Below are 25,414 nucleotides of genomic sequence, written 5' to 3'. Positions count from 1 at the left end.
TGCCGGCGATCCCAGAGGGGCAGATCTTCCGTGGCCGAGTCGAGCAGCACCGGAGACCGCAAGCAGGTCGTCATCGTGGGCGGTGGGTTCGGCGGCGTGCGCGCGGCGAAGGCCCTGGCGGGTGCCGACGTGGACGTGACGCTCGTCGACCGCACCAACCACCACCTGTTCCAGCCGCTGCTCTACCAGGTGGCGACCGGGATCCTCTCCCCCGGCCTGATCGCGCCCGCGCTGCGCCGCGTGGTGAAGGGGCAGAAGAACACCCGCACCCTGCTGGCCGAGGTCTACGACATCGACGTGGACAACCGGGTCGTGCGGTCGCTGGGGCCCAACGCACAGCACATCGACCTGCCCTACGACTACCTCGTGGTCGCGGGCGGTGCCGGGCACGCCTACTTCGGCCACGACGAGTGGGCGCAGTACGCACCGGGCATGAAGAGCATCGAGGACGCCCGCATGCTGCGGAGCCAGATCCTGGGCTCCTACGAGCTGGCCGAGCTCTCCACCGACGACAAGGAGCGGGAGGCGCTGCTCACGTTCGTCGTGGTGGGCGCCGGGCCGACCGGCGTCGAGATCACCGGTCAGCTCGCCGAGCTCGCGCAGTACGTGCTGCCCGAGGAGTACCGCTCGATCGACACCCGGCAGGCCAAGATCATCCTGCTGGACGCCGCGCCGTCCGTGCTCCCGCCCTTCGACCCGAAGCTGCAGCGGTACACCCAGCGCAGGCTGGAGAAGATGGGCGTGGAGATCCGGCTGAACACCGCCGCCACGGACATGGACGCCGAGTCGATCACGGTGAAGGGCCCCGCGGGCGTCGACACCATCGTCAGCCGCACGAAGATCTGGGCGGCGGGGGTCAAGGCGTCCCCGCTGGCCACGACGCTGGCGAAGGCCACGGGCACCGAGACCGACCGCGCCGGGCGCCTCGCGGTCGACCCGGACTGCTCCGTGCCGAACGCCGAGGGCGTGTACGCGATCGGTGACATGGTCTCCACCGTCGACCGGCTCCCGGGCGTGGCGCAGGTGGCCATGCAGCAGGGCACCTACGTCGGCAAGCAGATCGTGAACCGGCTCAAGGGGGACACGACCACCCCGGCGCCGTTCAAGTACTTCGACAAGGGCTCGATGGCGACCATCGGCGCCCGGCAGGCCGTGGCGGACGCGATGGGCCTCAAGCTCACCGGGTGGCCCGCCTACCTGCTGTGGTGCTACGTCCACGTCGCGTTCCTGATCGGCTGGGGCAACCGGCTCGGGACCCTCTACAACTGGGTCCGCTCGCTGCGCTACGCCCGCAACCGCGGCCACCGCCTGATCGACATGACGGGTGCGAAGGCGGTCGCGGAGCAGCACGAAGCCGCCTGATGACGCCCGCCATGCAGGTGCTCATGCGCGAGGTCGAGCGCACGTGGGACCTGTTCCGGCGGGCCGTGTACGTCGACCGGGACGTCGCGGCGGCGCTCGCCCTGCTCGACGACGCCGCGACCCTGGTCGACATGCCGGCGATGACGGGAGGGAACTCGCCCGCCGAGATCGCCGAGCACCTGGCCGGTCTGGCCCTGCCCGCCGACCTCGCCGTCGAGCGGGTCTCCCGGACCGTCGACACCCGCCGGGTCGTCGACGAGCTCCGCTGGACCTTCACCCACGACCGCGAGCTGTCCTGGCTGCTCCCCGGCGTGCCCGCCACAGGGCGACCCGCGCGGGTCCTGGGGATCTCCGTGGTGGCCGTCCGACACGCGCGGATCACCTCCGTTCGCACGCTCTGGGACGTCCGACGGGCGGAGTCCCAGGTGGGGGCCGTGGTGACCGCCCGCCGACCGGAACCGGCCGCTGACGGTTCCGTAACACCGTCACAGTCCTCGACGAGGCTCTGACGTGGGGGTTCCGTGCGCGTCGTTGCGCGGCGTCTGGCACTCTTTGGGCCACGCTGTACCAGGTACGACCACCGACGCACCCCGAGCAGGGTGGTCGATGGGAGACGAGAGGAGCACACCATGGCACTGCCCACGCTGACCCCCGAGCAGCGCGCGGAGGCGCTCAAGAAGGCCGCGGCCGCTCGCACGGCGCGCAAGGAGCTTCGCGAGAAGATCGCCAACGGCACCGAGACCATCCCCGCGGTCCTGGACCGGGCGAAGACCGACCAGATCGTCGGCAAGACCAAGGTGGCGGACCTGCTGAAGAGCCTGCCCGGCTACGGCCCCGCCAAGGTCACGGCGCTGCTGGAGCAGACCGGCATCGACGCGTCCCGCCGGGCCGCGGGCCTGGGCGACCGCCAGCGCCAGGCGCTGCTGGACGCCCTGAAGTAAGCCGTAGGCACCGCCTTCCGCCCCGGTCCGGCCTCCCGCCGGACCGGGGCGGCGGCGTCTGCGGGGGGTCCTTAGGGTGGGCGGGTGGACATCGAGGTGGCACCCGGGGTCACGGTGTGGGCGGAGTCGGTCGGTGCGGGCGAGCCCCTGCTGCTGGTGATGGGGGCGAACACCTCGTCCGCGGCCTGGCCCGCGGAGCTGGTCGAGCGGCTCGCCGAGCACCACCGGGTCCTGCGCTACGACCACCGGGACACCGGCCGCTCCACCCACGCCTTCGACGAGCGGCCCTACGCGATCGCGGACCTGGCCGCGGACGCCGTGGCCGTGCTCGACGCGTTCGGCGTCGACCGGGCCCACGCCGTCGGGATGTCCCTGGGCGGCACGCTGGTGCAGCTGCTGCTCGCCGACCATCCGGACCGGCTGCGCTCGGCCACGGTGTTCTGCACGGCGGCGCTGAGCGGGTGGGGGTCCGTGGAGCTGCCCGGCCCCGACCCGGCCCTGCTGCGGATGTGGGGCGAGTTCACCGACGAACGCACCCTCGAGCAGGAGCTGGACTGGCGGGTGGAGCACTGGCGACTGCTGCACGGCACCGGGCTGGAGTTCGACGCCGAGTGGTTCCGCGCCCTCGAGGAACGCGTGATGGCCCACTCCGGCCGCGAGGACAATCCCGCCGCCCACGCCGTCGCCGATCCGAGCGGCCTGGAGCGGGACCTGAGCGCCACCACGCTCCCGGTCCTGGTGATCGAGGCCCCGGAGGACCCGGTGAACCCGCCCCCGCACGCCGCGCACCTCGCGTCCACGATCGCGGGCGCCGAGCTGGTCCGCGTGGAGGGCCTGGGCCACGCCCTGGCACCCGCGCTGGTCCCGGAGCTGGCGGCGACGATCCTGAAGCACACCCTGCGAGTGACCACCCTGTGAGTGGCGATGGTCGCGATGGCGACTATCGCCACTCACAGGGTCAGCGCGCCCAGGTGTAGCGGCGCTCCGGCCGCCCGGTGCCGCCGTAGCGCAGGTGGACCTGCGCCGCGCCGGTGTCCACGAAGTGTTCGAGGTACCGTCGCGCGCTCACCCGGGACAGCCGGGTCTGCTCGGCGCACTCGGTGGCCGAGAGGTCGCCGCCGTGCTCGCGCAGGACCCGCTCCACCAGGGCGGCGGTCTCACCGGTGAGCCCCTTGGGCAGCCGGGTCGAGCCCGCGCCGAAGAGGCGGTCGATGTCCTCCTGCCCCGCCCGGTCGAGCCCCGCCAGCCTGCCCCGCAGCCGTCGGGCGCGTTCGACCTGCTCGGACAGGGCCCGCGAGTCGAACGGCTTCACGAGGTAGTGCAGCGCCCCGCCGTGCAGGGCGGCGGCCACGGTCGCGGCGTCGTCCGCGGCGGTGATCACCAGGACGGACGGATCGTCCGGGGCCCCGGTCCGCAGCGCCCGCAGCACGTCGATGCCGGACATGTCGGGGAGGTAGACGTCCAGCAGGACGAGGTCGGGCCGCAGCTCCCGCGCCTGCTCGACGGCGTCGGCGCCGGTGTGCGCCACCCCGACCACCGTGCAACCCTCGATGCGCCCCACGTACCCGCTGTGCACCTTGGCGACCATGAAGTCGTCGTCCACGACCAGCACCCTCACGCGAGGACCGCCGTGAACGTCGAACCCGAGACGGCGACGCTGCCGGACCGGCGCAGGCACACCTCGCGGACCAGCGCGAGCCCCAGCCCGCGGCCGCCGGGCGACTCCGCGGCCTTGGTGGTGAACCCGTGCCGGAACACCTCCTCGGCCAGGTCCGAGGCCACCCCCGGCCCGGAGTCCCGCACCCGCACGTGCACCGCGCCCTCCCGTTCGGCGATGTCGATCTCGACCCAGCCGTCGGGTCCGCGGCCCGACACGGCGTCGAGCGCATTGTCGACCAGGTTGCCCAGCACGGTGACGAGGTCGCCGCCGAGCGCCGGGTCGCCCGAGGCGTCGAGGTGGGCGCCTGCGGCGAACCGCAGCTCCACGCCCCGCTCCTGGGCCAGCGAGGCCTTCGCCACCAGCAGCGCCGCCACCGCCGGCTCGGCGACGCGGTCCACCACCTCGCGGCGCCAGCCCTCCGCCGCCGCCACGACCCCGCTGACGAACCGCCGCACCTCGTCGTGCTCGCCGAGCTCGGTCAGCCCGGCGATGGTGTGCAGCCGGTTGGTGAACTCGTGGGCCTGGGCGCGGAGGGTGTCGGTGAGGCTGCGGGAGGCGTCGAGCCGGTCCTGCAGGGCGGCGAGCTCGGTGCGGTCGCGCAACGTCACCACCGCGCCGGCGTCCAGCTCGTTGCGGTTGAGCACCAGCACCCGCCCGCCGTGCACGACGACCTGGTCCTCGCCGCGGACCGCGCCGGTCAGCACGTCCCGGAGCCGGGTGTCGAGGCCGTCCAGCGCGTCCCCGACCCGCAGCCCGAGCAGCGCGTGCGCCGCGGGGTTGATCAAGGTGACCTTGCCGCCGTCGAGCCCGACCACGCCCTCCTTCACCCCCAGCAGCATCGCCTCGCGCCGCTGCACCAGCTCGACGATCTCGGCGGGCTCGAGCCCGAGCGTCTGCCGCCGCACCCGCCGGGCCAGCAGCAGCGACCCGCCCACGCCCAGCACCAGCGCGAGCCCGAGCAGCGCGGCGACCTCACCGCGGGCGGGCGCCAGCGCCTCGAACAGGGTCGGCGCCCGGATGCCCGCGGACACCACGCCCACCACCTCGCCGCCCGCCACGACCACCGGCACCTCGGCGACGACCGAGCGCCCCTGCTCACCGGTCCAGGCGCGGCCCGCGAACGCGGTGGACTCGCCGACCTCGAACGCGGTGCCCAGCTCGGCGGGGTCCGGGGAGCTGCGGACGACCCGGCCCGCGTCCACCACCACGACGCGGTCCGCCCCGGACAGGTTCTCCGCGCTGCGGGCGAAGCTCGCCAGCAGGTCGACGTTGCGCTCGACGAGCCCGGCCCGGATCCCGGGGGTGGCCGCGACGTCCTCGGCCACCGACAGCATGCGCCGGCCCTGGGTCTCCTCGAAGGCGCTGTGCGACTGGACGGCCGCGAGCGCGGCGACCGCCGCCAGCAGGATCACGACGACGACGAGCTGCCAGACCAGGAACTGGCGGGCCAGCGGGCGTCTGCTCCCGCGGACCGCTCGGCGTCGTCGCACAGGAGCACCCTACGACCGTCCGGTCCATGACCAGAACGACCACAACCACCCTTGCGGACAGAAGCGAGACAGCCGTCACTCCCGACCCGCACGATGAGCGCACTTCGACGACGAGGGGAGACAACGGTGTCCACACGGGAGAGATCCCGCACGAGATGGTCGGCGATCGTGGCGATCGTCGCCGCGGCCGCCGCGGTCCTGTTGGTGCCGCCCGCGGTGGGGGCACTGACCGGGGGCGGCGACGGGACCCAGCTGCGCGGGCTGCGCATGCTGGTGCCGAACTCACCGGGCGGCGGCTACGACGTCACCGCCCGCACGGCGGCCAAGGCGTTCGAGGAGTCCGGCCTGACCGGCTCGGTGGAGGTGTTCAACCTCCCCGGCGCGGGCGGCACGGTCGGCCTGGGCCGCACGGTCAACGAGAGCGGCAACGACCGGCTCGTCATGTCGATGGGGCTGGGCGTGGTCGGCAGCGTCTACACCAACTCCTCGCCCTCCACCCTGGCCGACACCACGCCGATCGCGCGGCTCACGCAGGAGACCGAGATCGTCGTCGTCGGGAAGGACTCGCCCTACACCTCGCTGCCGCAGCTGCTCGCGGAGTGGAAGGCGGCCCCGGGCCGGGTCCCGGTGGGCGGCGGCTCCTCGCCCGGCGGGCCGGACCACCTGGCGCCCATGCTGATGGCCAAGGCCGCGGGGCTCGATCCGCGCACCGTCAACTACGTGTCCTACGACGGCGGCGGCGAGCTGCTGGCCGCCGTCCTCGGCGGCAAGGTGGCCTTCGGCGTCTCCGGCCTCGGGGAGTACGCCGACCAGATCGACGCGGGCGAGCTGCGCGTGCTCGCGGTGACCGCCGGGCAGCGCATCCCCGGCGTGGACGCGCCGACCCTGCGCGAGTCCGGGCTGGACGTCGAGTTCACCAACTGGCGCGGGATGGTCGCGCCGCCGGGCCTGTCCGCCGAGGGCCGCGCCGAGCTCGAGGCGGCCTACGCCGAGCTGGTCGCCACCCCGGAGTGGGCCGCCGCCCTGGAGCGCAACGGCTGGACCGACGCGTACCAGCCCGGGCCCGAGTTCGGGGCCTTCCTGGAGAGCGAGAACGAGCGCGTGGCCGGTGTGCTTCGGGAACTGGGGCTGACATCATGACGATCACCGAGGAGCGGCCCGTCGAGCGGGCCGGGTGGTGGCGCGCGCACTCCGAGCTGGGCGTGTCGATCGTGCTCGGTGCGGTGGGCGTGCTGGTCGTCGTGGACACCGCGCTGGAGAGCGGCGGCTCGGTGTCCGACCCGCTGGGGCCGCGCGCGATCGCGTTCGTGCTGGGCGGGGCGTTGTTGCTGCTGTCGGCGCTGCTCGCGGTCGACGTGCTCCGCGGCGGGCACGGCGAGGCGGAGGCGGGCGAGGACGTCGACCTGGGCACCCCCGCCGACCTGCGCACCGTCGGGAAGCTGGCCGGGGTCCTGGTCGCGACCGCCGCCCTGATCCCGATCCTGGGCTGGCCGATCGCCGGGACCGTGCTGTTCTGGGGCGCCGCGGCGACCCTGGGCTCCCGCACTCCCGCCCGGGACGTCCTCATCGCCGCCGGGGTCTCGCTCGTCACCTGGATCGTGTTCGACGGCCTGCTCGGCGTGGACCTGCCGGGCGGCCCGCTGATGGGGGTGTTCGGGGCATGATGGAGTCCCTCGCGAACCTGATGGGCGGCTTCGCGGCCGCCCTGACCCCGGGGAACCTGCTGTTCGCCGCGATCGGGGTGCTGCTCGGCACCGCGGTCGGGGTGCTGCCGGGCATCGGTCCGGCCATGGCGGTGGCGCTGCTGCTGCCCGTGACCTACGCGTTCGACCCGACCGGCGCGTTCATCATGTTCGCCGGCATCTACTTCGGCGCGATGTTCGGCGGCTCCACCACGTCGATCCTGCTCAACACCCCCGGCGAGAGCGCCTCGGTGATGGCGGCGATCGAGGGCAACCCCATGGCGCGCAGTGGACGCGGCGCCCAGGCGCTGGCCACGGCGGCGATCGGGCACTTCGTCGGCGGCGTGTTCGGCGCGATCGGGATCGTGCTGCTGGCCCCGTTGATCGCCTCGGTGGCGGTGAACATCGGGGCGCCGGACTACTTCGCGATCATGGTGCTCGCGTTCGTGGCGGTGGCGGGCGTGCTGGGCGCCTCGCGGGTCCGCGGGTTCGCCTCGCTGGCGATCGGGCTGACGATCGGCCTCGTCGGGCTCGACCCGATCAGCGGGCAGGCGCGGCTGACCTTCGGCGTCCCGCAGCTGGCGGACGGCATCGACGTCGTCATCGTCGCGGTCGGGCTGTTCGCGGTCGGCGAGGCCCTCTGGGTCGCGGCGCACCTGCGCCGCACGCACCAGGAGATCATCCCCGTCGGGCGGCCGTGGCTGTCCCGGGCGGACGTCAAGCGGGCCTGGAAGCCCTGGGTGCGCGGGCCGTTCATCGGCTTCACCTTCGGGTCCATCCCCGCGGGTGGCGCCGAGATGTCCACCTTCATGGCGTACGTGACCGAGCGACGGCTGTCGAAGCACCGCGACGAGTTCGGCAAGGGCGCGATCGAGGGCCTCGCGGGTCCGGAGTCGGCGGCCAGCGCGTCGTCGGCGGGGACGCTGTCCACCATGCTCACCCTCGGGCTGCCGACGACGGCGATCGCCGCCGTCATGCTCGCGGCGTTCCAGCAGTTCGGCATCCAGCCGGGCCCGCTGCTGTTCACCAACGAGCCCGACCTGGTGTGGACGCTGATCGCGAGCCTGTTCATCGGGCTGGTGCTGTTGCTGCTGCTGAACCTGCCGCTGGCGCCGCTGTGGGCGAAGCTGCTGCGGATCCCGCGGCCCTACCTCTACGCGGGCATCCTGTTCTTCGCCTGCATCGGGGCGTACGCGGTGTCCGGGCAGGCGGTGGATCTGCTGGTGCTGCTGGTGATCGGCGTCGTGGGCTTCGTGATGCGCCGCTACGGCCTGCCGGTCCTGCCCGCCATCATCGGCGTGATCCTGGGCCCCGACGCCGAGCTCCAGCTGCGCCGCGCCCTCCAGATCGCCGACGGTGACGTGACCACGCTGGTCAGCACCCCCCTCGCGATCACGGTGTACACCATCATCGCCGCGCTCCTGCTGTTCCCGCTGATCCGCAAGGCGTCACGCACGAAGGTCGACGCCTGACCGATCGCATCGTGGAGCCACGACTGTCGTTTCGGGGCCCGAATCCGACAGTTGTGGCTCCACGATGCGGGGGTCAGCGGAAGAGGGCGCGGGCGAGGCCTGCGGTCTGGCGGGGAGTCAGGTCGGGGAGGTAGGCCCTGGCCAGGGCGTTGCCGATCGCCGGGAGGGCCGCCGTCTCCGGGTAGGCGAGGAACCAGGGGCGGTACTCGGGCTGGAACTTCGCCTTGAAGGCCAGCAGCGACCGGAACCCGTAGACGGGCTCGAGCCGGCGGCCGGCCCCGTCGAGCAGCTTCTGTAGGGCGGGCGGGCGCTCGCCCCGGTCCAGGCGGGCCAGCGGCGCGCCGGACAACGACAGGAACTCCGCACCCTCGGCCTGGCAGCTCAGCGCGGCCGAGGCGATCAGGAACTCCATCACCCCGCGGAAGGCCGCCTCGTCCGAGCGCCGCCGCATGAAGTCCAGCGTCCAGCCCACGATCACGCCGTCCCGGTGCACCGGCAGCCAGCTCGTGACGCCGTGGACCGTCCGTTCGGTGTCGACGGCCACCAGCAGCCGCACGGCCGGGTCCGCCAGCTCGTCGAGCCCGCCGAGGGTGAAGCCCATCTCGGGCAGCCCCTTGTCCGCCACCCACTCCTCGCTGATGGCCCGGATCTGGTCGGTGACCGCGAGGGGCGCCTCGGCGAAGGTCGTCCACTCCGCGGTGATCCCCGCCTTGCCCGCCTTGTTCAGCGCCGTGCGGACGTCCTGCCACTTCCGCCCGGTGAAGGCGAGCGAGCCGAGCGGCAGCACGGTCTCCTCCGCCACCTGCACCGTGCGCCAGCCCAGGGCCTCGGCGTCCCCGGCGACCCGGGCGTCGACGCTGTAGAAGCACGGCGTCCAGCCCTGGTCGCGGCAGTGCGCGGCGAAGCCCGCCACGGCCTGCGGGTTGCGCTCCCCGACGGGCCCGCCGGTGGTGATCGCGACCCCGCCGATCACCCGGTAGGCGACCGCCGCGCCCTCGGTGAACCAGTAGGTGTGCCCGGCCCAGGTGGCCATGTGGGCCAGGGTCCCGCCGCCGACGGCGACGAGCGCGCGCACCCGGTCACCGTCCGGTTCGGCGGAGCGCAGCCGCGGCCGGGCGAGGGTGCGCGCCGCCGCCACGACCACCACCAGCCAGAACACCGGCCCGGTCCACTCGAACAGCACCACCGCGGGCCAGTCCACGGGCAGGAACGCCGGCGGGAACCCGACGAGGTACCCGCCGGGCACGAGCCGCAGCGGCACGTCGGCGAGCAGCGCGGCCACCCCGGGCGGCCGGTCGAACCCGTCGCGCAGCAGGAACCCCAGCGAGACGTACGCCGCCGCGGCGACCACCGCGGCCCCGACCACCGACTTCACCAGGCCGCGGTAGGTCCCGACGGGGGCGTGGACGTCGAACACGCGGCGGGAGGCCACGAGGAGCACCGCCACCAGCAGGGGCTGCAGCAGCGGCAGCGCGACCAGCACGAACGCGTGCAGGTGCACCCCGGCGCCGAGCACGATCCGCTGCTGCATCGGGCTCGCCGCGAGCACCAGACCGAGGGCGGTGAGCCCCAGGTTCAGCCCGAGCGCCACCCCCCACGCCGCGCGCCTGCCCCGGCGCAGTCCCTCCGCCGCGACCAGCAGCAACAGCACCGGCATGATCGACAGCAACGCGGGGCCGAGCCCGGAGAAGCGCAGCCGCGACTGCAGCTCCGCGCACTCGCGCGGCGACCCGTCGGTGCACACCCCGGCGACCGTCGCCGGGTCCGGCGCCGTCGCCGCGAACACGAACCGCAGCACCGACAGCGGCCCCACCCGGGTCTGCGCCCAGGCGGCGATCAACGGCCCGAGCGCCGAGGCGGCGACCACGAGGGCGACCAGCACCCGGGTCTCCGCGCGGGTCGGGCGGGAACGCCGGGCCCCGCGCCGCCGCCCGAACACCACGGCACCGAGGGCCAGACCCAGCAGCCCCGCCGCGAGCCGCAGCAGGTCGCCGATCAGCCCGGAGTACAGCGCGAGCATGACCAGCGCGATGACCAGCACCAACCGCAACCTGCGGCGCCACAGCGCGGGCAGCCCGGCACTGACCGCCAACACGCAGCCGACGACCGCGGTCCCGGGGCCCACCGCCGTCGATGCGGCGAGCTGGTCCGCCCACCGGCCGTCCGCCAGCCGGTCCAGCAGGGCGACCGCGCCCAGCCCCACCAGCGACCCGCCCACCTGCACGACGACCGCGAGCACCGCGGTCCGGCGGCTCCCGATCCGGCGCTCGGCGACGGGCAGCAGGGCCAGCACCATCGCCGTCGACAGCAGGTAGGAGGCCAGGCCCTGGCACCACAGGGCGGAGGTCACCAGCCCCCACCAGGCACCGTCCCGCAGCGGGCCGAGCCCCGCCCCGACGCGCGCCGCCAGCTCCGGCGCGGGGCCGTGCAGCAGGCTGCCGGTCAGGGCGCCGAGCGTCCACAACACCACGACGAGCCCGACGGTCAACGGCGCCCGCCGGACGAGCCGGAGCAGCCTGCCCCGGCGGTCGTCCGCGAGATCGGTGGCGGGGACGGGCGTCTCGTCGACCGCCGTCGTTCCACTCACAGCCCTACTCTGGCATCCCCGAGCCGACCCCTCCCGTCGGGTGCCCTACCGGCTCAGGCCGGCAGCCGCTCCCCCGCCGCCACCGGGACGGTCAGGGTGTTCTCCGCGGGCGGCAGCGGGCAGGTGGCGAAGGCGGTGAAGGCGCACGGCAGGTTCACGACGCGGTTGAGGTCCAGCCGCAGGTGACCGTCCGGGCCGGGCTCCCCGACCTTGAGGATGCGGCCGCCGCCGTAGGTGCTCACCCCGGAGGTCGCGTCCCGGAAGTGCAGGGACAGCCCGTCCGGCTTGCCCGCCAGGGCCACCAGCTCCTGCGGCACGCCGTCGAGGGTGAAGCGCACGGTGCCCACCGCGGTCGGGAAGTGGTTGAGGCCCTCCACCACCGCGCCGACCGTGATCCGCCGGGGGGACGGGTAGGGCGTGAACCGGGCGTCGACGATCCAGCGGTCCTCCACCGGGAAGGTGGGGACGCCGGTGAACGCGGTCCGGGTGGGCGCCTGCGGGTCGCGCACCCGCAGGGCGTAGGCGTTCGTGCGGCGCGCCACCTCCACCGTGCGGTCCCCCACCTGCACCAGCTCGCCGGGCAGCCCGTCCGTCGGCTCCAGCAGTACGGTGCCGTCGACCGGCGCCCCGCCGACGACCAGCCCGTCCGCCGCGGCGGCCGTGAGCTCGACGCCCGCACCGGTCGCCCGCCAGGTCCCGGGCAGGCCGGGATAGCTCGTGGGCTCCTCGGGGACCCACTCCAGCGCGGTGAGGCTCAGCCAGCCGTGCGGCAGCCGCAACTGCTCCTCGCGCTCGGCGTGCCAGGTCGTCCAGTCGAGCTCCGTCGTCGTCATGTCCGGGGAACACGCGGGCCTCCGCACGCATTTCACCCGTCCCGACCACTGGACCGAGGCTCCACCGAACGGCTCAATGGTTCGGACGCGTTCGACATGTGGACACCGTTTGACCCGGGCGCCCGGACGTGGTGGAGTCGAGACATGGCCGGGTTCCTGCTGACGCGTCGTCGGCACGTCGATCACCTGACCGTGGTGTCCTGCGCCTGTCGCTGAGTCGAATGCCGCCTTCCCGCCTTTCGACAGGAGCACCGTGTCCACACCACTGAAGTTCGCCTACTGGGTCCCCAACGTCTCCGGCGGGCTCGTCACCTCCACGATCGAGCAACGCACCGACTGGGGCATCGACTACAACCGGCGGCTCGCGCAGACCGCCGAACGCGTCGGGTTCGAGTACGCGCTGTCCCAGGTCCGGTACATGGCGTCCTACGGCGCCGACCACCAGCACGAGTCCACCAGCTTCTCGCTGGCCCTGCTGTTGGCCACCGAGAAGCTCAAGGTCATCGCCGCGGTGCACCCCGGGCTCTGGCACCCGGGCGTGCTGGCCAAGTGGATCGCGACGGCGGACCACCTCTCCGGCGGCCGCGCCGCGGTGAACGTGGTGAGCGGCTGGTTCAAGCAGGAGTTCACCGCACTCGGCGAGCCCTGGCTGGAGCACGACGAGCGCTACCGCCGCTCCGCCGAGTTCATCCGGGCCCTGCGCGAGATCTGGACCAGCGACCAGGCCGAGCTGCGCGGGGACTTCTACCGGATCCACGACTTCGACCTCAAGCCCAAGCCGGTCGACGTGCCCGGCCGTCCGCACCCGGAGATCTTCCAGGGCGGCAACTCCACGGCCGCCCGCCGCAACGGCGGCCAGGTGGCGGACTGGTACTTCTCGAACGGCAAGGACTACGACGGGTTCACCGAGCAGGTGCTCGAGGTGGGCGCGCACGCCGCGGAGGCGGGGCGCACGGTCCGGTTCGGACTCAACGGGTTCGTCATCGCCCGGGACACCGAGAAGGAGGCCCGGGAGCAGCTGCGCGAGATCGTCGCGAAGGCGAACCGGCCCGCCGTCGAGGGCTTCCGGGACGCCGTGCAGCAGGCCGGCTCGTCCACCGGGGACAAGCGCGGGATGTGGGCGGACTCGACCTTCGAGGACCTCGTCCAGTACAACGACGGGTTCCGCACCCAGCTGATCGGCACGCCGGAGCAGATCGCGGACCGGGCGATCGAGTACAAGCGCCGCGGCGCCGACCTGCTGCTCCTGGGCTTCCTCCACTTCCAGGAGGAGATCGAGTACTTCGGCGAGAAGGTGCTGCCGATCATCCGCGAGAAGGAAGCGGCGCTCGAGCCCGCGCTCGTGAACTGACGTGCCGCTGCTGACCCGGCGCCGGGTCATCGACCACGCCCGCGCCGTCACCACGTCCTGTCCGGGCCACCTCAGGTCGCACGTTTCGTGCGCTCACTGCTGCACGATCGCGAGAACCGTGCGCTGAGTGCGGTCTCGACCGCAGTCACCGCACACTTTCGCTGATCGTGCCGCACGGACTGCACGACACGCGCGACCGCCACCCACATCTCCCGCGCACCGCCCGTCCGCGCCGGACGCCCGCTCGCTCGGGTCGCCGGTGTGCGCTCCCGACCGCCCGACGCCCCTGCGTCCCGCGGGCGGGCGGGCGCGCGCACCCACACACTCCACAAAGGACTCTGTCATGACCACGCTCGAAGCCCGCTTCGCCCACACCCCGACCACCCCCGACGAGTGGCTCGACCGCGCCCGCGAGGTGCGCGGGATCCTCGCCGAGGACGCCGCCGACCGCGACCGCGCGGGCCAGACCCCCTACGACGAGGTGGCGCTGCTCAAGGACTCCGGACTCGTCACGCTGCTCGGTCCGACCGAGCACGGCGGGGGCGGCCAGGAGTGGCCGCTGGCCTACCGGGTGATCCGGGAGGTCGCCGCCGGGGACGGTTCCATCGGCCAGCTCCTGGGCTACCACCTGCTGTGGTTCTGGGCCGCCCGGCTCGTGGGCACCCCCGAGCAGATCGCGGCCGTCGAGGCCGAGGCCACCCGGAACCGCTGGTTCTTCGGCGGCGCGGTCAACCCGCGGGACGCGGACGTCCTGATCCGCGACGAGGGCGACAGCATCGTCTACTCCGGACGCAAGTCCTTCTCGACCGGCAGCAGGGTCTCCGACGTCACCGTCCTCGAGGGCGTGCTCGAGGGGACCGACACCCATGTCTTCGCGATCGTGCCGAGCGCCCAGCCCGGCCTGACCTTCCACGACGACTGGGACAACATCGGCCAGCGGCTCACCGAGAGCGGCAGCGTGACGATCTCGGACGTCCGGGTGCCGTGGGCGGAGGCGGCGGGCTTCCGCGACAAGGTCTTCGAAGCCCGCACGTACAACACCCTCAACGTGCCGACCATCCAGCTGGTGTTCGTCTCGTTCTACCTGGGCATCGCCCGCGGCGCCCTCGAGGAGGCCGCCGCCTACACCCGCACCCACACCCGTCCGTGGCTGCACGGCGGCCGGGACCGCGCCGTCGACGAGCCCTACCAGCTCGACCTCTACGGCGACCTGACCGCGAAGCTCTGGGCGGTCGAGGCCTTCGCCGACCGGGTCGCCGAGGAGGCCCTCCCGATCCACCGGCAGCCCGACGCCGTCACGCCCCGACAGCGCGGGGAGCACGAGGTCCGGGTGGCCGCGGTGAAGGCGCGGGCCACCGAGGTGGCCCTGGAGGTGACGAGCCGGGTCTTCGAGGGCCTCGGCGCCCGGGCGACGACGTCGGAGCTCGGCTTCGACCGCTTCTGGCGCAACGTCCGCACCCACACCCTGCACGACCCGGTGGCCTACAAGCGCCGCGAGGTGGGCGCCCTCGTGCTCACCGACGAGATCCCGGAGCCGACCTGGTACAGCTGACCGCTGCGTGAGCGGCGATGGTCGCCAGGGCGACCATCGCCGCTCACAGGTGGGAGGTGGTCCGCTCGGGGTGGGGGGTGCGGGGGGTGCGCACGCGCGGGAGGAAGCGGCCCGTCCGTGAGACGTAGCTCGCGTACTCCTCCCCCAGGGCCTCGGTGAGACCGGGCTCGCGGACGGCGCGGGCCTGGATCTGCACCGCGGCCACGGTCAGGACCGTGGCCAGGACCCCGAGCGCGGTGGGCGCCATGACCAGCGCACCCGCCATCGCCACCACCATGCCGGTGAAGGCGGGGTTGCGGACCTTGGCGTACAGGCCGTCGCTGGTCAGGGCGAGGGACCGGCCGTGGCGCCTGCGCGCGGACCCCATCTGCAACAGGGCCGCGAGCACGAGCGCCAGCCCCAGCAGCGCCAGGCCCGCGCCGGTCACGATCCAGCCGGGCGCGCTGAACCACGCGATCGGCTCGATCACGTCGAACGCCACGAGCAGCGGGGCGACCACGCCGAGCAGCAGGGCCGCGCCGAGCAGTGCGCGCGACCACCACGAGGCGCGCCCGGCGGGCGGGGCCGAGCGCCGCGAGCCCGCGCGCGCCCACCGCCGTCCGACGGCGATGACGGCGATCGCCACGAGCATCAGCCCCACCGCGATCCAGGCGCCGGTGTGGTGGTTCAGCGACTCGGAGGCGACGACCCACGGGTCACGGCCGGTCAGCTCGACGATCGCCTCCCACAGCAGGACCACGCCGAACACGAAGAAGCCGACCGCCGCCCCGTAGCGGATGGTCCGCTCCGGGAGCCGCTTGCCGAGCGCGCGACCGACCACGATGGCCAGCGCGTCCGCGGCGACCATGCCCAGGGTGGAGCCCAGCCACACGCCGAACCAGCCGTGCTGGGTGGCCAGCGTGATGGTGGCGAGCATCGTCTTGTCGCCGAGCTCGGCCAGGAAGAAGGACGCCGTGACGGCGACGAACGCGGACCGGGTGGTCTGGCCCGCCTTCTGCTTCTCCTCCTCGGTGAGCCGGTCGCCGCGCAGCGTCCACGCACCGAACACCAGGAAGGCCAGCGCCGCCGAGAGCGCGATCCACCCGGTCGGGATGGTGGCACCCAGGCCGTACCCGACGGCCACGGACACGAGGTGCACCACCGAGGTGGCGATGGTGATGCCGACGAGCACGGGCCAGGCGCGGTAGCGCGTGGCGAACGTCAGGGCCATCAACTGGGACTTGTCTCCCAGCTCGGCCACGAAGATCACGCCGAAGCTGATCAGGAAGGCGCTGAGCACGCCGTTCATGTTTCCCTACCCCTCGATCTGGGGCCGGGCCGAAGGGAGGACCACTTCGACCCGGACAATGCCGGATCGAAGGTCTCGCTCGCCCGACCGAAGTCGGGCCTCGCGGCCGGGAGCCATGGGGCGCCAGTATGTCGACCGCGAAGTTGGGAGCTACTCCCCTTCGCTGGAGGCACTGTACCCCATCGATCCAGACCGGCGTCCAGCCCCGAGTGAGCTGCTTCACCGTGTCGCGTGTCGGTACGTGTCGTACGTTCGTTCAGGAGAGCCGACACACGGAGGACCCATGCCCGACGCCGTCATCGTCGACGCGGTGCGCACCCCCATCGGGAGGCGCAACGGCACGCTCGCCGACATCCACCCCGCCGACCTGGCCGGATACGTGCTGCAGGACCTCCAGCGACGCACGGGCATCGACCCGGAGACCATCGACGACGTCGTGTGGGGCTGTGTCAACCAGGTCGGCGACCAGGCGGCGCAGATCGGCCGCTACGCGGTGCTCGCCGCGGGCTGGCCCGAGACGGTCGCCGGCATCACCGTCAACCGGGCGTGCGGGTCGAGCCAGTCCGCCTTCGACTTCGCCGCGGGCATGGTCATGGCCGGCCAGTACGACGTCGTCGTCGCCGGTGGCGTCGAGTCGATGACCCGGGTGCCACTCGGCGCGGGCCGCGACCTGGGCCGCCCGTTCGGCCCGCTGGTCCGGGAGCGGTACGCGGCCGACCTGACCGGTGGCGAGTTCCCCGGCGGGGACTTCAACCAGGGTGTGGGCGCCGAGCGCATCGCGAAGAAGTGGGGTTTCAGCAGGCGGCGGCTCGACGAGTACGCGTCCCGGTCGCACGAGCTGGCCGCCGCGGCGATCGACTCGGGCGCCTTCGCGGGCCAGCTCGCCCGCATCCCGGGCAAGGAGGACTTCACCGCGGACGAGGGGCTGCGCCGCGGGACCACCCCGGACAAGCTCGCCGCCCTCGAGCCCTCGTTCACCGAGGACGGGGTGATCCACGCGGGCAACGCCTCGCAGATCTCCGACGGCGCGTCCGCCGTGCTGATCACCACCCCGGAGCGGGCCGGGGAGCTGGGCCTGACCCCGATCGCGCGCTACCACTCCGGCGCGGTCTCCGGCGCGGACCCGCTGATGATGCTCACCGGCCCCATCCCCGCCACCCAGAAGGTGCTCAAGCGCTCCGGCCTGTCGATCTCCGACATCGGCGCGTTCGAGGTCAACGAGGCCTTCGCCCCCGTCCCGCTGGCCTGGCAGGCGGAGCTGGGCGCCGAGGACAAGGTGCTCAACCCCCTCGGCGGCGCCATCGCCGTCGGGCACCCGCTGGGCGCCTCGGGCACGATCCTCATGACGCGGCTGCTGCACCACATGCGGGACAAGTCGATCCGCTACGGCCTGCAGACCATGTGCGAGGGCGGCGGCACCGCGAACGCGACCATCGTCGAGCTCCTCTGACCGTGCGCGGCGATCGTCGCCGGAGCGACGATCGCCGCGCACGACCGTCATGACGCCCGTTTCCCAGAACAACCACAGGGAAGTCTCAGCTTCGGGGCTCACAGTCATGGCCATGACCGACGAGCAGCGGGGTCAGACCCGGCCCGATGGGGACGTTGCACCGCACGCCACCAGCGCCGGGGACTCCTCCACCCAGCAGACCCAGACCGTCCCGGGCGGCAGCGACGGCGCCTCCTACGAGGCCCGTTCCGGCTCGCCGTACGCCTACGGACAGAGTTCGGTGTACGGCACCCCGGGGTACGCCCAGAGCGTGAGCGGAGACCAGGGCAGGCCCTACGGCAGCCCCGCGTACGGCCCGTACGCGGGCTCCCAGCCGACCTACGGCGCGCCGGGGATGCCCGGCACCGCCGGAGACGGCCCCACCGACCCGCCGTCCGGCACCACCGCGGTGCTCGAGGGCGACAAGCCCGGCAAGCCGTCGCGGCCGATGACCGGGATCGTGGTCGCGGCACTGATCGCGGGCCTGGTGGGCGGCGGCGCGGGCTTCGGCGGCGCGTACGCCCTGCTCGACCGGCCCTCCGCGGCGTCGAGCAGCACGCTGACCGGGCAGCCCGCCACGAACGCGTCCACCACCCCGATCGACGGGAGCGTGCAGGCCGCGGCGGCGAAGGCCACCCCCAGCACCGTCGACATCCGGGTGACGACCTCCCAGGGCACCGCCGAGGGCTCCGGGGTGATCCTCACCGCCGACGGGGACGTCCTGACCAACAACCACGTCGTCGCGGGCTCGACGGGCCGCATCCAGGTCACCCTGTCCGACGGCAGCACCCACACCGCGACGCTCGTCGGCACCTCGCCGAGCTACGACCTCGCGGTGATCAAGCTGGACGGCGTCTCCGGGCTCACCGCCGCGACGCTCGGCCGGTCCGCGGACGTCGCCGTCGGGCAGCAGGTCGTGGCGATCGGCTCGCCGCAGGGCCTGACCGGCACCGTCACCACCGGCATCGTGTCCGCCCTCAACCGGACCGTCGCGGTCCAGGGCGAGGACGGCTCCGGCGTCGTCTACAACGGGCTGCAGACCGACGCGCCCATCAACCAGGGCAACTCCGGCGGCCCGCTGGTCAACCTCGACGGCCAGGTCGTCGGCATCAACTCGGCCATCGCGACCGCGGGGCAGAGCACCGGCTCCGTCGGCCTCGGCTTCGCGATCCCGGTCGACCAGGCACGCCGGGTCGCCCAGGAGATCATGGACACCGGGCACGCCACCAAGCCCGTCCTCGGCGTGCAGGGGTCGACCGGCGGCTCGAACTCGGCCACCACGGGCGCCACGGTCGAGCAGGTCACGGCCGGCGGCCCGGCCGCCGCGGCCGGCCTGGCGCAGGGGGACGTCGTGACGAAGGTCGGGGACGCGACCGTCAGCGACTTCTCCGACCTCATCGCCCGGATCGGCTCCTACAGCCCCGGTGACCGGGTCACGCTCACCCTGAGCTCGGGCCGCACCGTGGACGTCACGTTGGGGAGCACCGAGGACACCGGTGCCACCACCAGCAGCGGCGGCACCACCCAGAGCGTGCCCCAGCAGCAGAACCCCTTCGGCGGCCTCAACCCGTTCTCCCGCGGGGGCAACTGACCTCGTGAGCGGCGATGGTCGCCCTGGCGACCATCGCCGCTCACGGCTTCGCTCGCGGCTGTCGCAGCCACTCCCGCACGGCGTCGGAGTCGGCGCCCAGTGCGGGCGGGGTGCGGCGGTACTGCGGCGGGGTCAGCGACCACTCCACGGGGTTGCGGACCGTTCCGACGCCCCCACCCGGGTGGACGACCGGGTCCAGCCCCAGGCTCTCCGCCAGCGCGACGCCCTGGTCCACCGTGTTGATCGGGCCGCAGGGCACCCCGGCGGCGCTCAGCACGTCGAACCACTCCTGGGCGCCGCGGGTGGCCAGCCGCTCCAGCAGCAGCGGCCGCAGCTCGTCCCGGTTGCGGTTGCGGTCCACCATGGAGCCGAACCGCGGGTCGGCGAGCAGCTCCGGCACCCCGAGGGCGCCGCACAGCCTGCGGAACTGGTGGTCGTTGGCGGCGATGACGATCAGGTCGCCGTCCGCCGTCGGCAGCGGCTCGTACGGGAACAGCGACTGGTGCGCGTTGCCCATCCGGGTCGGGACCACGCCGCCCGCCACCCAGGCGGAGGTCTTGTCGACCATGCAGGACAGCGCCGTGGACAGCAGGTTCGTCTTCAGGTGCTGGCCCTCGCCGGTGGCGTCCCGGTGGCGCAGCGCCCCCAGGATGGCGGTGCTGGCGTGCAGCCCGCACATCACGTCGAACAGCGCGATGGCCGCCCGGGTGGGCTCGCCGTCCGCGCCCCCGGTGAGGCTCATCAGCCCGGACGTCGCCTGGACCACCAGGTCGTAGCCGCCCAGCTGCGCCCCGCCGCGGTCGCCGAACCCGGTGATCGAGCAGTAGACGACGCCGGGGTTCGCGGCGCGGACGGTCGGCTCGTCGAGCCCGAACCGGGCCGTGGTGCCCGCCATGAAGTTCTCGATCAGCACGTCGGCGCGGGCGGCGAGGGCCTGGGCGGTGGCCCGGTCGTCCGGATCCTTCAGGTCCAGGACGATCGAGTGCTTGTTGCGGTTGATCGAGAGGTAGTAGGTCGCCTCCGGCCCGTCCGGCCGCTCGACGACGGGGGGTCGCCAGGTCCGGGTGTCGTCCCCGTGCCCCGGGCCCTCCACCTTGATCACGGTGGCACCCATGTCCCCCAACACCATGGTGGCGTAGGGGCCGGCGAGCACTCGGGAGAAGTCGGCCACCACGAGCCCGGCCAGGGGCCCGGCGGATTCCTCGTCGATCACCCCCCGACCTTAGGTCGCGGCTGCGCCGCCCGTGCGCGGTAAGTGGTGCCAGAGCACCACTTACCACTCACGAGCGGCGCAGCCGCCGTCCGAAGGCGCGGTCAGAACACGATGCCGAGCACGATCAGGGCCACCCCGACCAGCGCCGCGACGGCCGCGATCCACGCCCAGATCTTCTGGCCGCCGCGGGCGGAGTCGGTGAGCTCCTCCTCGGTGCGCGTGGACAGGACGAAGGGGACCGCGGAGTCGCGGGGCGGGCGGATGACCAGCGGGCCGTCGCGGTCGTCGACCTCGCCGAGGACGTACATCCGGGTGCCGGGCCGCAGCACGTGCTCGGTGTGCTGGTAGCCGATCGTCTCGTCGCGGTCGCCGCCCATCAGCGCCCCCAGGACCCCGGCGACGCCGGCGGGCTGCCGGTCGTGAGCCTGCTCGAAGCGGTCCAGGACCTGCTCGGCACCGTCGGGGCGACGGCCGCCGTGGTCGACACCGATGGTGTGCCCGTCCCGCAGCAGCGCCCAGCCGTGCGGGGAGGTCATGTCGGAGACGGTCTCGGTGCGGGTGCTCACGCGCGTGTCGCCGTCGGTGTCCCGGTCGTAGTGCTTGTAGCGGCGCTGCACCCGCGTGGAGTACCAGACGCAGTCGGTGCCGGTGAGCTCGGAGCGCAGCATCCCGACGGGCGCGGGCACGGTCTCACCGACCACCTCGCAGACCTTGCGGAGGTTCCCCGGGCCCGTGAGCTCGGTGGAGATCCGCTGCAGCTCCAGCAGCTCCGGCACGGACAGCGTCTCCGCCGCCATCATGGCATGCACCTTGCGCTGCGACCGGGCAGCGCCCCAGAGGCAGCCGGCGGCCGCCACCAGCAGGATGATCCCGATCCACAGCATGTCCCTCGTCCTCTCGCGTCGGTGAGGAGAACGCTAGGGATCGCCCGGGCCGTGGGCCTCAGTGCTACTACCACCTTGGTCGTGAGTGGTAAGTACCGCTCTGGCACCACTTACCACTCACGGGCGCCTGCGGCGGACGGGGTCCAGCCGGCGCACGACCAGCCCGGTGACGACCACCAACACCAGGCCCATGCCCGCCAGCACACCCGCGCCGAGCAGCCAGTGCGCCGCGTCGTGGGTCCAGAGCGGGTCGGGGCCCTCGCGGGCGGTGAGGTTGAGATCGGCGGTGACCGCGCCCATCGCGTAGGCCCACCGCGAGGGCACGAGCCAGGCGAACTGCTCGAGTCCCGGCCGGTCGAACACCGGGAACAGCCCGCCGGACACGACGAGCTCGATCATGAGCACCAGCACGAGCAGCGGCATGCCGCGGTCGGCGTTGCCGATGGCGGCGGAGACGACGAGCCCGATCAGCATCGTCGCGACGGTGACGCCGACGACGGCGAGCAGCACCTCCAGCAGCCCGGAGCCGAGCAGGACCGCGTCGTCCGGCATCCGGCGCCCGACGAGCGCGAGCAGGGTGAAGACCGCCGCCTGCAGCCCCGTGATCAGGCCCAGCACCGAGAGCTTGGACAGCAGGTACGCCGGGATGGACAGGCCGATGGCGCGTTCGCGGACGTAGACGGGCCGTTCCTTGACCAGCTCGCGGATGGACGCCGCGATGCCCATCAGCGCCCCGCCGAGGATCAGCACGAGCATCAGCTGGCTCGGTTGGAACTCCTTGAGCTGGACCGCCTCGCGCGTGCTCAGGCCCGAGTCCCCCGGGACGAGCCGGGCCAGTGCGGCCAGCACCAGCGGCAGCCCGACGAGGAAGGCCGCGTACTGCCGGTCGGCCGCGATCACCGCGAGGTAGCGGCGGCACAGGACCGACAGCTGGGTGCCGAAGCCCTGCTGTCGCCGGGCCGCGGTCGGTGCGGCGCGCTCGACGATCCGCGGCATCCCCATCGTCGGCTGGGCGACGTACTCGGAGTGCTGGCGCGAGGCGCGGTACCGCTGGGCGAGCTGCTCCCCCGGCACCTGCTCCAACAGCAGGAACATCTCGGCGTAGTCGGGGGTGCGGAAGTACTCCAACGCCTCCCGCGGCGGCCCGAAGTAGGCCACGTGCCCGCCGGGGGCGAGGACCAGCAGCCGGTCGCAGAGGTCCAGGTTGAGCACGGAGTGGGTCACGACGACGACCGTCCGCGCCCCGTCCGCCAGCCCCCGCAGGGTCTGCATCACCGACTTGTCCAGGCCGGGGTCCAGACCGGAGGTGGGCTCGTCGAGGAAGAGCAGGGACGGCTTGGTGAGCAGCTCCAGCGCGACCGAGGTGCGCTTGCGCTGGCCGCCGGACAGGGTGTCGATGCGCTGCTCGGCCTGCCCGGTGAGGGTCAGCTCGGCGAGCACCTCGTCGATCCGCCGCTCCCGGTCGGCCTCCGGGACGTCCGACGGGAAGCGCAGCCGGGCGGCGTAGCGCAGCGCGCGGCGCACCGTGAGCTGCGGGTGCAGCACGTCGTCCTGGGGGACGAGGCCGATGCGGTGGCGCAGCTCGTCGTACTCGGCGTAGAGGTCGCGGCCCGCGTACCGGACCTCGCCGACGTCCGCCGGGCGGGCCCCGGTCAGCGCGTTCAGCAGCGTGGACTTGCCCGCCCCGGACGGCCCGACGACCGCGAGCAGGCTGCGGCCGGACAGCGCGAACGAGACGTCTCGCAGCAGGGTCTTGCCCGAGTCGGTGGTGACGCTCGCGCCCTCCACCGTGAACCCGACGTCTCCGGTGTCCTCGGCGGAGACGAGCCGGTCGCCGTGCAGCTGCAGCAGGGCGTGGCCGATGCCGATGACGTCCCGCGCGCCGATGTCGGCGGTGGTGACCCGGACCCCGTTGACGAACGTGCCGTTCCCGCTGTTCAGGTCCACGATCCGCCAGCTCGTGCCGGTGCGGTGCAGCTCGGCGTGGCGGCGGGAGACGAGCAGGTCGTCCAGCACGACGTCGTTGTCCGGGAGCCTGCCGATCGTCAGCCTGCCGGTGCCGACGTGCCGGACGGACGTCTGGCCGCCCTGGCGGGTGAGGACCTCCGCCACGGGGGCCGCGGGCGCGTGCGGGGCGGGCCGCACCTCGACGATCGCCGAGTCGTCGGTGTCCCCCAGCCGGACCGACACCGGCCCGGCCAGCGACAGCGAGGTGACCCGCCTGCCGTCGACCCAGGTGCCGTTGCGGGACGCGTCGGTGAGCAGCCAGCCCTGGGGGGTCAGCTCGACGACGACGTGCCGGCGGGAGGCGCGCGGGTGTCCGACGTCGAGATCCGCCTCGGGCCCGCGGCCGATCACGAACGGCCGCCCGGTGGGGACCGGGAGCGTGCGACCCCCCACGACGATCTCCAAGGGGGGCGGCGCCATGGCGGGAGAGTAGCGATGCGCGAAGTTACCCGTCAGTCATAGGATCGCGGTCACAACCGACACCCGTGGAGTCGACGATGACGAACCTGGCCGCGAACCTGGTCGCGACCGCCCGCACGCAGCCGCAGCACCCGGCGATCAAGCTGGACGAGTACGTGCTGGACTACGCCGCCCTGCACGCCGCCGCCGCGGCCGTGGCCGGGGACCTGCGCGAGCAGGGCGTGGAACCGGGCGACCGGGTCGGCCTCGTGCTCCCGAACGTGCCCGCCTACCCGATCCTGTTCTACGGCGCGCTGCTCGCGGGCGCCGTGGTGGTCCCGATGAACCCGCTGCTCAAGGCCCGCGAGGTGGAGTACTACCTGGGCGACTCCGGGATGAAGGTCGTCTACGGCTGGGACGGGTCCGGGGACGTCGTGCCCACCGCGGCCGAGGCCGTCGGGATCACCGGGATCGTCGTCCCGGCCACCGGTCCGACCGGGCTGCGGGGCACGCCCGTCGAGGAGCCGGTCGAGCGCGCGGACGACGACACCGCCGTCATCCTCTACACCTCCGGCACCACGGGCCAGCCCAAGGGCGCCGAGCTGACCCACCACAACCTCGCCTCCAACGCGGCCACCACCAGCGAGACCCTGATCGAGATCGGCCCGGACGACGTGATCATGGGCTGCCTGCCCCTGTTCCACGTCTTCGGCCTGACCTGCGGCCTCAACGCCGCCGTCCGGGCGGGCGCCACCCTGACCCTGATCCCGCGCTTCGACCCGGCCAAGGCGCTGCAGGTGGTCGCCCGGGACGGGGTCACCGTGTTCGAGGGCGTGCCCACCATGTACGCGGCCATGCTGCACAGCCCCGACGCGGGCAGCGCGGACATGTCCTCGCTGCGCACCTGCATCACCGGCGGCTCCGCGATGCCCGTGGAGATCCTCAAGCAGTTCGAGTCCACCTTCGGCTGCCAGGTCTTCGAGGGCTACGGCCTGTCCGAGACCGCGCCGGTCGCCTCGTTCAACCAGCCCGGCCACGAGCGCAAGCCCGGCACCATCGGCTTCCCGGTCCGCGGCTGCGAGATGCGTGTGGTGGACGACGAGGGCCGGGACGTACCCGACGGCGAGCCCGGCGAGATCGCCATCCGCGGCGAGAACGTCATGAAGGGCTACTGGAACCGCCCCGAGGCCACCGCCGAGGCCATCCCCGACGGCTGGTTCCGCTCCGGCGACATCGCCACCCGGGACGCCGACGGCTACTACACCATCGTCGACCGCAAGAAGGACCTGATCATCCGCGGCGGCTACAACGTCTACCCGCGCGAGGTCGAGGAGACCCTCTACGAGCACCCCGCCGTCGCCGAGGCCGCTGTGATCGGCATCAAGCACGCCGACCTCGGGGAGGAGATCGGCGCCGCCGTCGCCCTCAAGCCCGGCGCCGAGGCCACCGCCGAGGAGCTGCAGCAGTTCGTCAAGGAGCGCCTCGCCGCGTACAAGTACCCGCGCAGCGTCTGGCTCGTCGACGCCCTGCCCAAGGGCCCGACCGGCAAGATCCTCCGCCGCAACGTCGAGCCCCCCACCGAGTAGCAGCCAACGGCGCGTTCGCTCACCAGG

General features: G+C 73.3%; 20 protein-coding genes. 12 read left to right on the top strand and 8 right to left on the bottom strand.

Translation table 11 applies throughout. From position 1 onward, the window contains the following. The first annotated feature begins 30 nt into the window (after positions 1 to 30). The 4 genes from BLS43_RS19995 (at position 31) to BLS43_RS19980 (ending at position 3,221) form a co-directional block, all read left to right on the top strand. Positions 31 to 1,362 carry an NAD(P)/FAD-dependent oxidoreductase gene (locus BLS43_RS19995; protein WP_093087255.1) on the top strand — a complete coding sequence of 444 codons (1,332 nt, stop codon included), beginning with the start codon at positions 31 to 33 and terminating at the stop codon, positions 1,360 to 1,362. Then, on the top strand, positions 1,362 to 1,871 hold the full coding sequence (locus tag BLS43_RS19990) for a nuclear transport factor 2 family protein (protein ID WP_093087253.1): 510 nt from the start codon (positions 1,362 to 1,364) through the stop codon (positions 1,869 to 1,871). The genes BLS43_RS19995 and BLS43_RS19990 overlap by 1 nt, the downstream gene beginning before the upstream one ends. A 120-nt stretch (positions 1,872 to 1,991) precedes the next feature. After that, positions 1,992 to 2,303, top strand: a complete 312-nt coding sequence (gene mihF, locus BLS43_RS19985; RefSeq protein WP_093087251.1) for an integration host factor, actinobacterial type — start codon at positions 1,992 to 1,994, stop codon at positions 2,301 to 2,303. 84 nt (positions 2,304 to 2,387) lie between these two features. After that, positions 2,388 to 3,221 (top strand): alpha/beta fold hydrolase, encoded by an 834-nt coding sequence (locus tag BLS43_RS19980; RefSeq protein WP_245707619.1) that lies wholly within the window; start codon positions 2,388 to 2,390, stop codon positions 3,219 to 3,221. Between the two features lie 40 nt (positions 3,222 to 3,261). On the opposite strand, the gene BLS43_RS19975 is transcribed toward BLS43_RS19980, so the two are convergent. Then, positions 3,262 to 3,921 (bottom strand): response regulator, encoded by a 660-nt coding sequence (locus tag BLS43_RS19975; RefSeq protein ID WP_093087249.1) that lies wholly within the window; start codon positions 3,919 to 3,921, stop codon positions 3,262 to 3,264. Next, on the bottom strand, positions 3,918 to 5,453 hold the full coding sequence (locus BLS43_RS19970; protein WP_093087247.1) for a sensor histidine kinase: 1,536 nt from the start codon (positions 5,451 to 5,453) through the stop codon (positions 3,918 to 3,920). Before BLS43_RS19970 ends, BLS43_RS19975 begins: the two co-directional genes overlap by 4 nt. Positions 5,454 to 5,621: 168 nt before the next feature. Here BLS43_RS19970 and BLS43_RS19965 point away from each other — a divergent pair, with 168 nt between their 5' ends. From BLS43_RS19965 to BLS43_RS19955, 3 genes are read left to right on the top strand one after another with little or no spacing between them, the layout of a single operon-like run. Beyond that, positions 5,622 to 6,593 carry a Bug family tripartite tricarboxylate transporter substrate binding protein gene (locus BLS43_RS19965; protein WP_245707618.1) on the top strand — a complete coding sequence of 324 codons (972 nt, stop codon included), beginning with the start codon at positions 5,622 to 5,624 and terminating at the stop codon, positions 6,591 to 6,593. Continuing rightward, positions 6,590 to 7,117, top strand: coding sequence for a tripartite tricarboxylate transporter TctB family protein (locus tag BLS43_RS19960; RefSeq protein WP_093087244.1), 528 nt, complete (start codon positions 6,590 to 6,592; stop codon positions 7,115 to 7,117). The genes BLS43_RS19965 and BLS43_RS19960 overlap by 4 nt, the downstream gene beginning before the upstream one ends. Continuing rightward, a complete protein-coding gene (locus BLS43_RS19955; RefSeq protein WP_093087242.1) occupies positions 7,117 to 8,607 on the top strand; it encodes a tripartite tricarboxylate transporter permease in 1,491 nt (496 codons plus the stop codon). Before BLS43_RS19960 ends, BLS43_RS19955 begins: the two co-directional genes overlap by 1 nt. 73 nt (positions 8,608 to 8,680) lie before the next feature. Here BLS43_RS19955 and BLS43_RS19950 read toward each other — a convergent pair whose 3' ends face one another. Next, positions 8,681 to 11,194 (bottom strand): bifunctional lysylphosphatidylglycerol flippase/synthetase MprF, encoded by a 2,514-nt coding sequence (locus BLS43_RS19950; RefSeq protein WP_218129906.1) that lies wholly within the window; start codon positions 11,192 to 11,194, stop codon positions 8,681 to 8,683. A 53-nt stretch (positions 11,195 to 11,247) separates the two neighbouring features. Beyond that, positions 11,248 to 12,027 carry a DUF1684 domain-containing protein gene (locus tag BLS43_RS19945; RefSeq protein ID WP_093087240.1) on the bottom strand — a complete coding sequence of 260 codons (780 nt, stop codon included), beginning with the start codon at positions 12,025 to 12,027 and terminating at the stop codon, positions 11,248 to 11,250. A gap of 253 nt (positions 12,028 to 12,280) precedes the next feature. Here BLS43_RS19945 and sfnG point away from each other — a divergent pair, with 253 nt between their 5' ends. Further along, positions 12,281 to 13,378, top strand: a complete 1,098-nt coding sequence (sfnG, locus tag BLS43_RS19940) for a dimethylsulfone monooxygenase SfnG (RefSeq protein WP_093087238.1) — start codon at positions 12,281 to 12,283, stop codon at positions 13,376 to 13,378. 343 nt (positions 13,379 to 13,721) lie between these two features. Continuing rightward, positions 13,722 to 14,930, top strand: coding sequence for an acyl-CoA dehydrogenase family protein (locus BLS43_RS19935; protein WP_093087236.1), 1,209 nt, complete (start codon positions 13,722 to 13,724; stop codon positions 14,928 to 14,930). 43 nt (positions 14,931 to 14,973) lie between these two features. Here BLS43_RS19935 and BLS43_RS19930 read toward each other — a convergent pair whose 3' ends face one another. Continuing rightward, on the bottom strand, positions 14,974 to 16,218 hold the full coding sequence (locus tag BLS43_RS19930) for a TMEM165/GDT1 family protein (protein WP_093087234.1): 1,245 nt from the start codon (positions 16,216 to 16,218) through the stop codon (positions 14,974 to 14,976). A 283-nt stretch (positions 16,219 to 16,501) separates the two neighbouring features. On the opposite strand from BLS43_RS19930, the gene BLS43_RS19925 reads away from it, so the two are divergent. Next, complete coding sequence (locus BLS43_RS19925) at positions 16,502 to 17,668, top strand: thiolase family protein (RefSeq protein WP_093087232.1); 1,167 nt, start codon at positions 16,502 to 16,504, stop codon at positions 17,666 to 17,668. 112 nt (positions 17,669 to 17,780) lie between these two features. Next, a complete protein-coding gene (locus tag BLS43_RS19920; protein ID WP_245707617.1) occupies positions 17,781 to 19,298 on the top strand; it encodes a trypsin-like peptidase domain-containing protein in 1,518 nt (505 codons plus the stop codon). 40 nt (positions 19,299 to 19,338) lie between these two features. Here BLS43_RS19920 and BLS43_RS19915 read toward each other — a convergent pair whose 3' ends face one another. From BLS43_RS19915 to BLS43_RS19905, 3 genes are all read right to left on the bottom strand, one after another. Beyond that, the gene (locus BLS43_RS19915) at positions 19,339 to 20,511 is read right to left on the bottom strand and encodes a CaiB/BaiF CoA transferase family protein (protein ID WP_245707616.1); all 1,173 of its coding nucleotides are present in this window, start codon (positions 20,509 to 20,511) and stop codon (positions 19,339 to 19,341) included. Between the two features lie 101 nt (positions 20,512 to 20,612). Further along, positions 20,613 to 21,395 (bottom strand): GIDE domain-containing protein, encoded by a 783-nt coding sequence (locus BLS43_RS19910; RefSeq protein WP_093087231.1) that lies wholly within the window; start codon positions 21,393 to 21,395, stop codon positions 20,613 to 20,615. A 117-nt stretch (positions 21,396 to 21,512) separates the two neighbouring features. Continuing rightward, entirely contained in the window at positions 21,513 to 23,822 is a 2,310-nt protein-coding gene (locus BLS43_RS19905) for an FHA domain-containing protein (RefSeq protein ID WP_093087229.1), read from the bottom strand. Positions 23,823 to 23,899: 77 nt separating this feature from the next. On the opposite strand from BLS43_RS19905, the gene BLS43_RS19900 reads away from it, so the two are divergent. Next, positions 23,900 to 25,387 (top strand): long-chain-fatty-acid--CoA ligase, encoded by a 1,488-nt coding sequence (locus BLS43_RS19900; protein ID WP_093087385.1) that lies wholly within the window; start codon positions 23,900 to 23,902, stop codon positions 25,385 to 25,387. Positions 25,388 to 25,414 lie beyond the last annotated feature (27 nt).

This window comes from Pseudonocardia oroxyli (assembly GCF_900102195.1).
In the GTDB taxonomy this organism is placed as follows: domain Bacteria; phylum Actinomycetota; class Actinomycetes; order Mycobacteriales; family Pseudonocardiaceae; genus Pseudonocardia; species Pseudonocardia oroxyli.
Note: the sequence above shows the minus strand (reverse complement) of the source record. Positions and strands in the feature narration are given on the sequence as shown.